Here is a 13,838-nt window from a genome sequence, read left to right on the forward strand (position 1 = left end):
CCCGCGGCCGCCCAGCCGCGCGCCGCCGCACCGGCTCCGGCCGCCCCGACGGCCGAGGCCGCCGCGCTGCGCGGCAAGACCGAGAAGATGTCGCGCATCCGGCAGACCATCGCCCGCCGCATGGTCGAGTCGCTGCAGGTCTCCGCGCAGCTCACCACCGTGGTCGAGGTCGACATCACCAAGATCGCCCGCCTGCGGGACCGCGCCAAGGCCGACTTCCAGGCCCGCGAGGGCGTCAAGCTGTCGTTCCTGCCGTTCTTCGCGCTCGCCACGATCGAGGCGCTCAAGACCCACCCCAAGGTCAACGCCGTCATCAACAGCGAGACCAACGAGGTCACCTACCACGACGTCGAGAACCTCGGCATCGCGGTGGACGTCCCCGAGCGCGGCCTGATGGTCCCGGTCATCCACAACGCCGGCCAGCTCAACCTGGGCGGCCTCGCCCAGCGGATCGCCGACGTGGCCGAACGCACCCGCACCAACAAGGTCAGCCCCGACGAGCTGGCCGGCGGCACGTTCACCCTCACCAACACCGGCAGCCGCGGCGCCCTGTTCGACACCCCGATCCTCAACCAGCCGCAGGTCGGCATGCTCGGCACCGGCGCCGTCGTCAAGCGCCCCGCCGTCATCGACGACCCCGACCTGGGCGAGGTCATCGCCGTCCGGTCCATGGTCTACCTCGCCCTGACCTACGACCACCGCCTCATCGACGGCGCCGACGCCGCCCGCTTCCTCGGCACCATCAAACACCGCCTCGAAGAGGGCAACTTCGACGCTGAGCTGGGTTTGTAGGCTTCGTCGCCAAGCAAGGCCGGGCAAGCAGGCCCAGACCCCGCCGTTCCCCCGGGAGCGGCGGGGTCTCGTCGTTCCGGGTGTGCCATCGGCGGGCGGCCGCCCGACGTTCTAGGGTGACGGCATGAAGGTCGCCATCACCGGGTCAAGCGGTCTCATCGGCGGCGCGCTGGTCGAGCACCTGCGCGGGGACGGGCACGACGTCGTGCGGCTCGTACGGCGGGAGCCCGCGAAGCCGGACGAGGCGCGCTGGGACCCGTCCGGAACGATCGACGCCAAGGCGCTGGAGGGCTGCGACGCGGTCGTGCACCTCGCCGGTGCCGGAATCGCCGACCGGCCCTGGACCGACTCGTACAAGCAGAAGATCCGGGACAGCCGCGTGCGCGGCACGCGGGCCCTGGCCGAGGCGATCGCGAGGCTGGGCGGCAAACCGAAGGTGCTGGTGTCCGGATCGGCGATCGGTTACTACGGCGACACAGGCGGCCAGGAGGTCGACGAGGAGTCGCCGATGGGCGGCGGGTTCCTGGCCGAGCTGGTCAGGGACTGGGAGGCCGCCACCGCACCTGCCGCCGACGCGGGCGTACGGGTCGTGCACGCGCGGACGGGGATCGTCCTGGCGCGAGGGGGCGGCACGCTCGGCACGACGCTGCCGCTCTTCAAGCTCGGGCTGGGCGGGAAACTGGGCGACGGGCGGCAGTGGGTCAGCTGGATCTCGATCACCGACCACCTCGCCGCGCTGCGCCATCTGATCGACCACGACCTGGCCGGGCCGGTCAACCTGACCGCGCCCAGTCCCGTGACGAACGCGACGTACACGCGGGCCGTCGGGCAGGCGCTGGGGCGGCCGACAGTGCTCACCGTGCCCAAGTTCGTGCTGAGGCTCGCGCTCCGCGAGCTGGCGGACGAGGGACCGCTGATCAGCCAGCGCGTGCTGCCACGGCGGCTCGATGCGTCCGGCTTCTCTTTTGCCCACCAGGACGTCGATTCGGCCGTCAGTGCGGCCCTCAACTGAACGGCCGTTTCAAGAAACATCAAAGTGACGTGCGTTTCCGATGGGCGGACGTACGGTGACTCTCAGACGAAGCCGACATGAGTTCCGAGCCGGAGGCGAGACATGAGCACCGAGGGGCAGCCGCACATCGTGGCGATCGGCGGGGGAACCTTCCTGCCGGACGGCCGGTACGGGATGACGCCCGGCCCGCTGCTGCGCTACGCCCTCGACCTCACCGGGCAGGACCGGCCACGGATCTGCTTCCTGGCCACGGCCCTCGGTGACGGCGCCGACCACATCGCGCGAGGCTACGCGGCGCTGTCGCAGCTGGACGCGGAGGTCAGCCACATCGCGCTGTTCCCGATGCCCAACGTGCAGGACATCCGGTCCCACCTGCTGAGCCAGGACCTGGTGTACGTGTTCGGCGGCAGCGGAGCCAACCTCCTGGCGTTGTGGCGCCTGCACGGGGTTGACGAGATCATGCGCGAGGCGTGGAACGAGGGCGTGGTGCTCTCCGGCCAGAGCGCGGGGGCGCTGTGCTGGCACGTCGGCGGCAACACCGACTCCTTCGGGCCCCAGCTGCGGCCGCTGACTGACGGCCTCGGCTTCCTCCCGTACTCCTGCGGCGTCCACTACGACAGCGACCCCCAGCGCCGCCCGCTGCTCCAGCAGCTGGTCGGCGAGGGGACGCTGCCGGGCGGGTACGCCGCCGACGAGACGGTGGCCCTGCACTACGTGGGCACCGAGTTCGTCCAGGCCGTCTCGTACAACAAGAACGCCGGCGCCTACCGCGTCGAACCGGACGGCGGCACCGCCAAGGAGACCAGGATCGAGCCGCGTTTTCTCGCCGCGATGTGAGGTGCGAGGCGGAGGGGGCCGGGCCAGGCTCGTCCGCTGCCAGGGTGGACGGGTGGAGGCCGGGGGAGGCATAAGCTGAGCAACGTGAGCGAACTGGACGTGCGCGACGACGCGCCCCCGACAACGCGCGAGCTGGTCTTCGTCCACGTGGGCTTCGGCACCGCCGCGGTTCCGTACGACAAGGCCTGGGATCTGCAACGACGCACCCAGGAACGGCGGATCGACGACGAGATCTCCGACACCGTCCTGCTGCTGGAGCACGAGCCCGTCTACACCGCGGGCAAGCGCACCGGCGCCCTGGACCGGCCCGTCGGAGACCCTGGCGCCCCGGTGATCGAGGTCGACCGCGGCGGGAAGATCACCTGGCACGGCCCGGGACAGCTCACCGGCTACCCGATCGTGAAGCTGCCCGACCCCCGCGGCGGCGTCGCGTTCGTCCGGCTGCTCGAGCACATGATGATGGCCGTCTGCGCGGAGTTCGGCCTGGAGACCACGTTCGTCGAGGACCGCAGCGGCCTGTGGGTGCCCGGCACCCCCGACCGCAAGCTGGGCTCGATCGGCCTCCGCGTCCGGCGCGGCGTGACGATGCACGGCTTCCAGATCAACTGCGACTGCGACATGTCGTGGTTCGACCGGATCATCCCGTGCGGCATCAGCGACGCCGGCTCAACGTCGCTCTCCAAGGAACTGGGCCGCCGCGTCACCGTCGCCGAAGTGACCCCCTTGGTCGAACGCCACCTCACCGACCTGCTGGGCGCCACAGCCCCCCTCCACCGCACCACCGCACAACTGGCCGCCTGACCCGCGCCGACCGGCCTGCTCCACCTGCGCCGGAACGGCCTCTTGTGGATCCGGACAGCACGAAATACCGGCCCGGGTGACGGCTTCGGGGCCGGTGGGTGCTCCAGCGGGTCAGGAGTGGGTCATGACCTTGAAGACGGCCTGCCCGTCGGCGGCCGCCTGGGCGAAGAACCTCGTGAGGTTCTCGTAGGCGGGCTTGAGCACGCGGTCGCGGGTCTTGGCGTCCAGACCGGCGGCGTCCTGCACCTCGGCGGCGGCCATCGCGGCGGGGTCGTACCGGTCCGCGATCGTGCCGAACGAGGTGTCCGCCAGATGGTCCGCGGCGGCCTTGACCCGGTCCGGCGCCACGAAGATCACGTCGATGCCGAGTTCGGCCTCGCCGTCCTCGGTCAGCAGCCGCCCGCCGCACACGACGTCGGACTCCGGCTGGCGCCCGTCCCACGGATCACCCGTGATCAGGTAGTGCAGCGCCTGCCAGTGGCCGCCCAGATCGAGTACCTGTTCGGCGGGCTGGCGGCGCCGCCAGTCGGGCGTGCCGAAGACAAGGCGGGCGACCCGGCCCGGGTCCGGCTCCCCCTCCATCGTCGGCGGCACCCTGAGGTACGACATTGCCAGGCCCACGGTGGTTCCTCCTGCGTATGACATGACGACAGGGAGTCACCTTAGAGAGATCAAATGCTACCGAGGGTGGAAACGCGGGAATCGGCCTATGTCCGGCCCTGTGATCTTCCCGATTCGCGCCTCAGGATCGCTTACTGATCTTCACGGCGGTGCCATAGGCGCACATTTCCTGACGACTGCCGCCGAGATCGCTGGCGTCGAATCGCATCGCCAGGATCGCGTCCGCACCGAGGTCCCGGGCGGCCTCGATCAGGCGGTTCTGCGCCTCGACCCGGGTCTGCTCGAGCATCTTGGTCATGCCCCTGAGCTCACCGCCGAACACCGACTTGAGCCCGGCGCCGACCTGCGAGCCGACATGGCGGCTGCGCACGGTCAGCCCGAAGACCTCGCCCACCACCTCGGTGATCTCGTAGCCCGGCAGATCGTTCATCGTGCTGATCAACATGGTCGCCCCCTTGGCGATCTCTACCCGCCCTGATGTGCCGAGAAGCCAGGTCGGCACGTAATCTGTGGGGGTGACGACGGTGACCCCTGAGGGGCGCAAGCTCCTGCGCATTGAAGCCCGCAACGCCGAGACCCCCATCGAGCGCAAGCCCGACTGGATCAAGACCCGGCTGAAGATGGGGCCGCAATACCGGGAGCTCACCAAGCTGGTGAAGTCCGAGGGCCTGCACACCGTCTGCCAGGAGGCGGGCTGCCCCAACATCTACGAGTGCTGGGAAGACCGCGAGGCCACGTTCCTCATCGGCGGCGACCAGTGCACCCGCCGCTGCGACTTCTGCCAGATCGACACCGGCAAGCCCGCCGAGTTCGACCGGGACGAGCCGCGCCGCGTCGCCGAGTCCGTCGCGCAGATGGGCCTGAAGTACGCCACGGTCACGGGCGTCGCCCGCGACGACCTGGAGGACGGCGGCGCCTGGCTGTACGCCGAGACCGTACGGCAGATCCACACGGCGATCCCGGGCTGCGGCGTCGAGTTGCTGATCCCCGACTTCAACGCCGAGCCCGACCTCCTCGCCGAGGTCTTCGGCTCCCGCCCCGAGGTCCTCGCCCACAACGTCGAGACCGTGCCGCGCATCTTCAAGCGCATCCGCCCGGGTTTCCGCTACGAACGTTCCCTCGACGTCATCACCCAGGCGCGCGCCGCCGGCCTGGTCACCAAGTCCAACCTCATCCTCGGCATGGGCGAGACCCGCGAAGAGGTCTCCGAGGCCCTGCGCGACCTCCACGAGGCCGGCACCGAGCTGGTGACCATCACCCAGTACCTTCGCCCCAGCCCGCGCCACCACCCGGTGGAACGCTGGGTCAAGCCCGAGGAGTTCGTCGAGCTCGCGGCCGAGGCGGAGGAGATCGGCTTCGCCGGAGTCATGTCCGGACCGCTGGTCCGCTCCAGCTACCGCGCCGGCCGTCTCTACCAGCAGGCGATCGAGGCGCGCAGTATTTGATTCTTCCGCGGCCTCGGGCCCTCGCCTGGCGGCTCGAACCCGAACCACGAAAGCGGCGAACGCGACATCGCTTCGCGATCTTCGCCCCGGACGACGCCTTCGGCTCGTCCGGGGCTCAGGTAGCGCGTTCGCGTGCGGGGCTGGGGTGTCTGTCCAGGGGTACGACACGACTATCCTTGGGGCCATGTCGAAAAACGCCACGGACGGGGCCCAGGAGCGTCCGGGCCGCCTCAAGCAGATCCGCATGGTCGCCCAGGTGCTCCGCCAGGCGGACCCGAAGGCCCTTCCGATCGTCTTCGCCGCCGCGATCGGCACCCTGGTCCTGGTCATCCTCGTCGGCTGGCTCATCGGCCAGCTGTGGTTCTTCATCCCCCTCGGCCTCCTGGCCGCCGTCGCCGTCGGCATGATCGTCTTCGGCCAGATGGCGCAGCGCGCCCAGTACAAGGTGATCGCAGGCCAGCCCGGCGCCGCCGCCGCGATCCTCAAGAACATGCGCGGCGGCTGGACGGTCACCGAGGCCGTCAGCGGCAACCGCAACCTCGACATGGTCCATCGCGCGGTGGGCCGCGCCGGCGTGGTCCTGGTGTCCGAGGGCCCGAGCAACCGCGTGGGCCAGCTCCTCGGCGCCGAGAAGAAGCGCATCTCCCGCGCCGCCCAGCAGGTCCCCATCTATGACATCCAGGTGGGCGACGAAGAGGGCCAGATCCCGGTGGACAAGCTGCAGCGCCACCTGATGAAGCTCCCGCGCAACCTCACCAAGGCGCAGGTCTCCGAGCTGAACGACCGCCTCCAGGCACTCCCCCGCGCCATGCAGATGCCCAAGGGACCCATGCCCAAGGGCTCCCGCATGCCGAAGGGCCCCAAGCCCAAAATGCGTTGAGCACGACCAACAAGGAGGAGCGGCCCACCCAGGGCACGCTCCTCCTTCGCGTTAACGACCGCCCACCGTCAGCGCCGCCGACGACTATCGCGCGCGTACCACGCCCTGACGTAGCACGCCCAATGGAGAACGGGCACGCGCGATCAACGCTCCATCCGATCAGCGCGACATTGGTTCGCCATGCGCGTTACCACAACCAGCGCAATCGGCACCGTACGAGCGATGCGCAATCCCCGGAAGGGAGCGTCCGACCCGGCGCGGCCAGCAGAGTGCAGGAGTTGCCCCTCACGCAACCGCCACGGCGTAAGACCAGCCCAAGGCCCCGGCAGGCGCCAGCGCCGGACGACCGATGCGGGCAGGGCCAGCCGACGCAGAAGTACCAGGGCAGCGTACGACGTCGGCTAAGAGCAACCAGACACGAGCGCAGCCCCACCCGGGATCGGCGGCGAACGACGATCAGGTGTTGATGACGATCGTGTTGGCGGCGCGGTCGTGCATGCCTCGGTTGTCGCGGTCCCAGATCATGGCGGGAATGATCAGGATGAGGAGGAAGGTGCGGGCGAGGGACCAGCCGGGGCCGACGGGCTTGCCGTCGAGGCGGACCACGCGGATGCCGGTGAGGCGCTTGCCGATGGTCATTCCCAGGGTGGCGGTGAGCAGCCAGGCCTGGAGGGCGAAGATCCCGGTGTTGGCGAGGGAGCGGGTGCCCGGTGACCAGTCCAGGACGTTGGCGAGCAGGGCCCCGATGAGTGCGGCGACCAGGAGATCGAGCAGCAGGGCGACGATCCGGCGGCCGTAGCCGGCGACGGCGCCGCTGCCCTTTTCGGGGAGGCCGAGGCGTTCGCCCGGATAACCGAGGTCAGCACCGGCCGCGCGGGCACCGCCCAGCCAGGTCTGCGTCCAACGGGTGCCCTTGCTCATGGTCCATACGCTATCCGGTTCCGGGAAGAACTCGGACTTGGGGCGTGGCAAGTGCCCCGCCGGGCAGTGACCTGCTCCACAATGTGATGCGTAACACAGGCGAAACATATGGGACACGGCCGGGAAACCGCCCGCCCATAGCCTTCCGTAAGCCAAAAGCGCCCCAAGGAGGCTGGATGTTCAGCAGCGCCGATGAGGTCCTGAGCTTCATCAGGAACGAAGGTGTGCGATTCGTCGACTGTCGGTTCGTGGACCTCCCCGGGAAGATGCAGCACTTCACGTTCCCCGTGGAGAGCTTCGGCGAGAGCGTCTTCACCGAGGGGCTCATGTTCGACGGCTCGTCGGTCCGCGGATTCCAGGAGATCCACGAGTCGGACATGCTCCTGCTCCCGGATCCGAGCACGGCGGTGGTCGACCCCTTCCGTCAGCACAAGACGCTGAACCTCAACTTCTTCGTCCACGACCCGCTGACCGGGGAGCCCTACAGCAGGGACCCGCGCAACGTCGCCAAGAAGGCCCAGGACTACCTGCGCGGCACCAACATCGCCGACACGTGCTACTTCGGCCCCGAGGCCGAGTTCTACATCTTCGACGACGTGCGGTTCGAGACCAAGGAGAACGCGGGCTACTACTACCTCGACTCGGTCGAGGGCGCCTGGAACACCGGGCGCGAGGAGCCGGGCGGCAACCTCGGCGCCAAGCCCCCGTACAAGGGCGGCTACTTCCCCGTTCCCCCGATGGACCACTACACCGACCTGCGGTCGGAGATGGTCGCACAGCTGCTGGACGCCGGCATCCACGTGGAGATGCAGCACCACGAGGTCGGCACCGCCGGCCAGGCGGAGATCGACTTCCGCTTCGACACGCTGCTGAAGACGGCCGACAACCTGCTGCTCTACAAGTACATCGTCAAGAACGTCGCGCGCGCCGCCGGCAAGACCGTGACGTTCATGCCGAAGCCCATCTTCGGCGACAACGGCTCGGGCATGCACTGCCACCAGTCGCTGTGGAAGGACGGCTCCCCCCTCTTCTACGACGAGGTGGGTTACGCGGGTCTCTCCGACAACGCGCGCTACTACATCGGCGGCCTCCTGAAGCACGCGCCGTCGCTCCTGGCGTTCACCAACCCCACCGTGAACTCCTACCACCGCCTGGTCCCCGGCTTCGAAGCCCCGGTCAACCTGGTCTACTCCCAGCGCAACCGCTCGGCGTGCATCCGCATCCCGATCACGGGCTCCAACCCCAAGGCCAAGCGCGTCGAGTTCCGCGTGCCGGACCCGTCCTGCAACCCCTACCTCGCCTTCTCGGCGATGCTGATGGCGGGCCTGGACGGCATCAAGAACAAGATCGAGCCCGCCGAGCCGGTGGACAAGGACCTCTACGAGCTCCCGCCCGAAGAGGCCCGCGCCATCCCGACGGTGCCCGGCTCGCTGGAGGCGGTCCTCGCCGCGCTCGAGGCCGACCACGACTACCTCCTCGAAGGCGGCGTCTTCACGCCCGACCTCATCGAGACGTGGATCGCCATGAAGCGCGAGTTCGAGATCGACCCGATCCGCCTCCGCCCCCACCCGCACGAATTCGAGCTCTACTACGACATCTGATCGGGAAGCCCCTGGCGCGGCGGAGGCAATCCGACCACTGACCAGGGCACAAAAAGGCCGTCGACCACCCGTCCGTCCAGGACATGGTCGACGGCCTTTCACGTGAACACGTTGAAGCAGTTGCGCGCTCACGGGTGACGAACAAGAGCCACAATCGGCAGGTACCTGTCGAGCCGCGTTCACCGATGAGCGGCCAGCACCGCCGCGAGGCCTTCTTGCAGATCTTTGACGAAATGCTCGGGAACCTCCAGCGACGGGAAATGTCCCCCGCTTTCGGGCGACCTCCATCGGACGATCTGTCGGTACCGCTCCTGTGCCCAGGGGCGCGGACACTTCTCGATGTCGCGGGGATACATGCTGATTGCCGACGGGACGTCGACCCGGAGTTCGGGATCGAGCGAGTTGTGGCTTTCGTAGTAAATGCGGGCCGCCGATGCGCCGGTCCGCGTCAGCCAATAGAGGGTGACGTCGTCAAGAATGCTGTCTATGGAAATCGTCTCGAACGGGCTGTCTTCGGTGTCTGACCACTCGGCGAACTTGTCAAGGATCCAGGCAAGAAGTCCGACCGGTGAGTCGACGAGCGAGTAGCCGATGGTCTGCGGCCGGGTCGCCTGCTGCTTCGCGTACGCCGCGCGGTGGTGCCAGAAATCGCGGGTTTCCTCGGTCCACTTGCGCTCGACCGCCGTCAGCCCGTCCGTTGTCAACCCGGGCGGCGCCTCGGCGAACGTTGTGTGGATGCCGAGCACGTGCGCTGGGAATCTGCCGGCGAGAACCGTGGTGATATTGCCTCCCCAGTCGCCGCCGTGGGCTAGGAACGTGCTGTAGCCGAGCCTTCCCATCAGTTCCACCCATGCGGTCGCGATCTTTTCGGTTCCCCACCCGGTGGCGGCCGGTTTGTCGCTGTAACCAAAGCCTGGTAGCGACGGGACCACGACGTGGAACGCCGGCGCGTCTGCATCTTTCGGATCTGCCAGCTCGTCCACTACATCGATGAACTCAGCAATGCTGCCTGGCCAGCCGTGCGTCACGATCAGAGGAGTGGCGTCTGCGCGCGCGGATCGGCAGTGCAGGAAGTGGATTCCCAGATCGTCAATGGTCGTGCGGAACTGGCCGACACGGTTAAGGCGCTCTTCGAACGACCGCCAGTTGTACCCGGTGCGCCAGTAGTCCACGACATCGACGAGGTCGGCGAGAGGGACGCCCTGTTCCCATCGGCGAGGGCCGGACGCGGCGCGATACACCGTCTCGGCCTCCGGTAGCCGCGCCGCGGCCAGTCGCGCGCGCAGATCGTCGAGGTCAGCGTCAGTTGCGCGGGCTTCAAACGCTTGCACGTCGCTGGCTGAACGGGGCATGAGACCTCCTGGCCATCGCGGAACCGGCTAAGACGGTTCTAACATGTCATCTCGTCAACGTGCAACCAGCTAAGGTGGTTCCATGCGTGCCGGGTTCCCTGACTTCCGCCTCGGTAGCGTGCTGGCGACCAGCTTCACGGCGACTCTGACGGAGCGTCGCGGCAACGCTGTGGAGCGCATTCCCACGCCGCAGCGACTCGTCGACTGGCTGGCAGTGAACGGCCTGGCTGTGGACTCCTGCACCGCTGCCCAGCTCGACCTCGCCCGGGAACTGAGGGAGTCGATTCACGTCGCCGCGACAGCGGCCGCGATCCAGGACGCTCTCCCTGCATCTGCTGTCCAAGTCATCAATGACTGCAGCATTCAGAGTCGGGCCGCTGCGATCCTGACGCCCGAGGGCAAGCGTCAATGGCGGCTCAGCTCGGATTCCTGCGTGGAAGATGCCCTCGGCGTGATCGCCGCCGATGCGGTCAGCATCATTGCAGGCGAACGAGACGGAAGATTGGCCTTGTGCGCATCACCCACCTGCCAAGCCGCCTTCTTCGACACCAGCCAAAGCCGCACCCGCAAATGGTGTGACATGAACACGTGCGGCAATCGCCAGAAGAAAGCGCGCTTCAATGCCAACCAGCGCAAACGCTCCAGATCAGCGGAGTGATCGTTACGCTCGGTTTGTATGAGGATCTCCCGGCCTGGCGCATGGTGGCATCTGACGTGTGGTTGATCGCCGCGATGAGCAGCGATGGGACGTTCGGTGGAGTGGGTGTTGTGCTGACGACGGAGCAGTACACCGATGCTGTGATTCGTGCCCGAGCTCGTTGAGGTGGGGCGCGGTGTCGTAGGTCGGTGGCATCATGTGCTCCGGACGGAGGTGGCGGGCACGATGGCGCAGGAGGTGCTCAGGGGGCGGTCGTCTGCTGACTCCAAGGAGCTTCTGCGGAACGCGTATGACCTGCGGGACGCTGCACGGACTCTGGTCGAGGACCATCGGCGGGCCCGGGTGGCGGTGCAGGAGGCGCTGGGGCCGTTGCGGCGGCGGGCGGCGCGGGAGCAGCTGGCCTCGATGCCGGTGGCTCGGCTCAAGGACGTGACCAGCGGCCGGTTGCAGTTGCCCGCGTTGGAACGGGCCGAGATCGAGACGGTGCTGCAGGTCCTCGACACCACGGCGTACGAGCTGCAGTGCCTGCCTGGCATCGGGCCGCAGACGGCCAATCAGATTCAGGCCGCGGCGCAGCAGATCGCTGAGGCGGCTGAAAGGGTCGCGAGCATTCGCATCGGGCTTGACCGGAGTGATGCCGACACCACGGGGTTGGTGGTTGCGCTCCACGTGCTGGTGAATGCGGGCCCGGACGTCCCGCGGGCCAGTGAGGCGGCGGTCGAGCTGGACGAGCGGCTGTCTCCGTTGGTGGCGACGGCGAGGCCCGCGGTGAGCTGGTGGCGCCGACTGTTCTCGAGCCGGGAACGGCGCGAGGAGGCGATGGGGGCACTGGCCGAGCTCACGCAGGTGCTCCGCGAAGAGCATGCCCGTGGGACGTCCGAGATCCTGGCGCAGGCGTCGGTGGATTTGCTGCGGCCGCGGGTGTCAGCTGATGAGGCGTGGATCGACTTTGAGCTGCGCGCGTCCGACTACTATGCGCTGCTCGCGGAGCTGGCGTCCCTTGACCCGGAACGCGACCCGGGCGAAGGGTTCCTGCCCGACGACATCACGAGACGAGTCAAGGCGCAGGTGTTGGACGAGACTCATCTGCGCGTCTCGCTGCGTGGCTACCAGTCGTTCGGCGCCCGTTTCGCACTGGCCCAGCGGCGTGTGGTGCTCGGTGACGAAATGGGGCTGGGTAAGACCATTCAGGCCATCGCGGCGCTCGCCCACCTGGCCGCGGAAGGTGCGACACATTTCCTCGTGGCGTGTCCGGCCAGTGTGCTCATTAATTGGCTACGCGAGATCGACGCGCGGAGCGCACTGAAGGCGCATCCGGTGCATGGTTCCGATCGGGCCGGTGCTCTGGCCGACTGGGTGCGCGAGGGCGGCATCGCGGTGACCACCTTGGACGTTCTGCACACCTTGGACGTCCCGCGTACCGTCTCTATCGGCATGCTCGTGGTGGACGAGGCGCACTTCGTCAAGAATCCCGAGACGCGGCGTTCCCGGACTGTGGGCGCCTGGTGCGCGCGTACCGAACGGGTGCTGTTCCTCACGGGGACTCCGATGGAAAACCGCGTCGAGGAGTTCCGCAACCTGGTCGCCCACCTACAGCCCGCCCTGGTTCCCGACATCCGGCGGAGCGACGCGGCGATGGGGCCGCGGGCGTTCCGCGCCGCCGTGGCCCCCGCCTACTTGAGGCGCAACCAGCTCGACGTCCTTGTGGAGCTGCCCGAGGTGGTGCACGTCGATGAATGGGAGCAGTTCAGTCATGCCGACGCCGCGGCCTACCGCCGGGCGGTCGCCTCGGGCAACTTCATGGCCATGCGGAACGCGGCGTACGCGGTCCCCCGCAAGTCGGCCAAGCTCAAGCGCGTGGTCGAGCTGGTCGAGGAGGCCGCCGCCAACGAGCTGAAGGTCGTCGTCTTCTCGTTCTTCCGCGACGTGCTCGGCACCGTCGGCGGCGCCCTCGGCGAACGCGCGCACGGCCCCATCTCCGGGTCCGTCCCGCCTGCCGCCCGCCAGGCGATGGTCGACGCGTTCACCGACGAGCCGGGCCACGCGGTGCTGCTGGGCCAGATCCAGGCGGGAGGCACGGGCCTCAACCTCCAGGCCGCCTCCGTGGTCATCATCTGCGAGCCCCAGGTCAAGCCCACCCTGGAGAGCCAGGCCGTGGCGCGCGCGCACCGGATGGGCCAGGTCCGCCCCGTTCAGGTGCACCGCATCCTCACCACTGACAGCGTCGACCAGCGCATGCTCGACCTGCTTCAGGGCAAGAACGCCCTCTTCGACGCCTACGCCCGCCGCAGCGACATCGCCGAAGCCTCCCCCGACGCCGTCGACATCTCCGAGCAGGCCCTCGCGCGCCAGATCGTCGAAGAAGAACAGCTCCGCCTCGAAACCTCCCGCACCGGCTGACGACACCCCGAGGAAGATCCAGGGGCGCCGCCGTGTTTCGATGGGGCGTCATTGGAACGATCAAAGGGGATCTCATGGCCACGGTGAAGGTGGAGCGGACCGAGGACGGCTACCTGGCCACCAACGACCGCGGAGCGAGCGTCGCCATCGGCGACTCCAGCGACATCGAAGGTGCGTTCACTCCGGTCGAGCTGCTGCTTGCGGCGCTGGGCGGCTGCGAGATCGTGACCGTGGAACCGCTCACGGCCCAGCGTGGTCACCGCATGGTCAAGCTCGCCGCGACCGTCTCCGCCGACAAGGTCGCCACGAGCAAGCTCGGCACGATCACCATCAACTACGAGGTGGAGCTCCCCGAAGGTGACGACAAGGCCGCAGAGGTCCTCGCCAAGGTCGCCAAGCGCGTCCACGACAGTTACTGCACGGTCGGCAACGCCCTCAAGGAGCCGATGAAGGTCGAGCAGGTCATCTCTACCTGACGGTCCGTCCCTGGCACGCGCCGTGCACGCCGCGCACGTTGT

Annotated in this window: 14 protein-coding genes; 10 read left to right on the forward strand and 4 right to left on the reverse strand. The window is 68.3% G+C overall.

The window, feature by feature from the left end; genetic code table 11:
- From sucB to lipB, 4 genes are all read left to right on the forward strand, one after another.
- On the forward strand, positions 1–792 hold a 792-nt coding region (gene sucB, locus F8566_RS26125), incomplete at its 5' end, for a 2-oxoglutarate dehydrogenase, E2 component, dihydrolipoamide succinyltransferase (RefSeq protein ID WP_151564384.1).
- 124 nt (positions 793–916) lie between these two features.
- On the forward strand, positions 917–1,804 hold the full coding sequence (locus tag F8566_RS26130) for a TIGR01777 family oxidoreductase (protein ID WP_151564385.1): 888 nt from the start codon (positions 917–919) through the stop codon (positions 1,802–1,804).
- 102 nt (positions 1,805–1,906) lie between these two features.
- Complete coding sequence (locus F8566_RS26135) at positions 1,907–2,641, forward strand: Type 1 glutamine amidotransferase-like domain-containing protein (RefSeq protein ID WP_151564386.1); 735 nt, start codon at positions 1,907–1,909, stop codon at positions 2,639–2,641.
- Between the two features lie 84 nt (positions 2,642–2,725).
- Positions 2,726–3,442, forward strand: a complete 717-nt coding sequence (lipB, locus tag F8566_RS26140) for a lipoyl(octanoyl) transferase LipB (protein ID WP_151564387.1) — start codon at positions 2,726–2,728, stop codon at positions 3,440–3,442.
- A gap of 111 nt (positions 3,443–3,553) precedes the next feature.
- On the opposite strand, the gene F8566_RS26145 is transcribed toward lipB, so the two are convergent.
- The gene (locus tag F8566_RS26145; RefSeq protein WP_151564388.1) at positions 3,554–4,063 is read right to left on the reverse strand and encodes a YfbM family protein; all 510 of its coding nucleotides are present in this window, start codon (positions 4,061–4,063) and stop codon (positions 3,554–3,556) included.
- Between the two features lie 121 nt (positions 4,064–4,184).
- Positions 4,185–4,508 carry a YbjQ family protein gene (locus tag F8566_RS26150; RefSeq protein ID WP_151564389.1) on the reverse strand — a complete coding sequence of 108 codons (324 nt, stop codon included), beginning with the start codon at positions 4,506–4,508 and terminating at the stop codon, positions 4,185–4,187.
- A 70-nt stretch (positions 4,509–4,578) separates the two neighbouring features.
- Between F8566_RS26150 and lipA the strand changes: the two genes are divergently transcribed.
- Together lipA and F8566_RS26160 are read left to right on the forward strand one after the other, a co-directional pair.
- Complete coding sequence (lipA, locus tag F8566_RS26155) at positions 4,579–5,508, forward strand: lipoyl synthase (RefSeq protein ID WP_151564390.1); 930 nt, start codon at positions 4,579–4,581, stop codon at positions 5,506–5,508.
- A gap of 184 nt (positions 5,509–5,692) precedes the next feature.
- Positions 5,693–6,388 carry a DUF4191 domain-containing protein gene (locus F8566_RS26160; protein WP_151564391.1) on the forward strand — a complete coding sequence of 232 codons (696 nt, stop codon included), beginning with the start codon at positions 5,693–5,695 and terminating at the stop codon, positions 6,386–6,388.
- A 456-nt stretch (positions 6,389–6,844) separates the two neighbouring features.
- On the opposite strand, the gene F8566_RS26165 is transcribed toward F8566_RS26160, so the two are convergent.
- Positions 6,845–7,309: an RDD family protein gene (locus tag F8566_RS26165; RefSeq protein ID WP_151564392.1), complete on the reverse strand. Its 465-nt coding sequence runs from the start codon at positions 7,307–7,309 to the stop codon at positions 6,845–6,847.
- Between the two features lie 176 nt (positions 7,310–7,485).
- Here F8566_RS26165 and glnA point away from each other — a divergent pair, with 176 nt between their 5' ends.
- Positions 7,486–8,910: a type I glutamate--ammonia ligase gene (gene glnA, locus F8566_RS26170; RefSeq protein WP_151564393.1), complete on the forward strand. Its 1,425-nt coding sequence runs from the start codon at positions 7,486–7,488 to the stop codon at positions 8,908–8,910.
- 179 nt (positions 8,911–9,089) lie between these two features.
- Here glnA and F8566_RS26175 read toward each other — a convergent pair whose 3' ends face one another.
- Positions 9,090–10,262 carry an epoxide hydrolase family protein gene (locus tag F8566_RS26175; protein WP_151564394.1) on the reverse strand — a complete coding sequence of 391 codons (1,173 nt, stop codon included), beginning with the start codon at positions 10,260–10,262 and terminating at the stop codon, positions 9,090–9,092.
- Positions 10,263–10,344: 82 nt separating this feature from the next.
- Between F8566_RS26175 and F8566_RS26180 the strand changes: the two genes are divergently transcribed.
- The 3 genes from F8566_RS26180 (at position 10,345) to F8566_RS26190 (ending at position 13,796) form a co-directional block, all read left to right on the forward strand.
- On the forward strand, positions 10,345–10,920 hold the full coding sequence (locus F8566_RS26180) for a CGNR zinc finger domain-containing protein (protein ID WP_151564395.1): 576 nt from the start codon (positions 10,345–10,347) through the stop codon (positions 10,918–10,920).
- A 147-nt stretch (positions 10,921–11,067) separates the two neighbouring features.
- On the forward strand, positions 11,068–13,320 hold the full coding sequence (locus tag F8566_RS26185) for a DEAD/DEAH box helicase (RefSeq protein ID WP_225993540.1): 2,253 nt from the start codon (positions 11,068–11,070) through the stop codon (positions 13,318–13,320).
- Between the two features lie 74 nt (positions 13,321–13,394).
- Positions 13,395–13,796, forward strand: coding sequence for an OsmC family protein (locus tag F8566_RS26190; protein ID WP_151564396.1), 402 nt, complete (start codon positions 13,395–13,397; stop codon positions 13,794–13,796).
- Positions 13,797–13,838: the final 42 nt, after the last annotated feature.

This window comes from Actinomadura rudentiformis, assembly GCF_008923185.1.
Classification (GTDB): domain Bacteria; phylum Actinomycetota; class Actinomycetes; order Streptosporangiales; family Streptosporangiaceae; genus Spirillospora; species Spirillospora rudentiformis.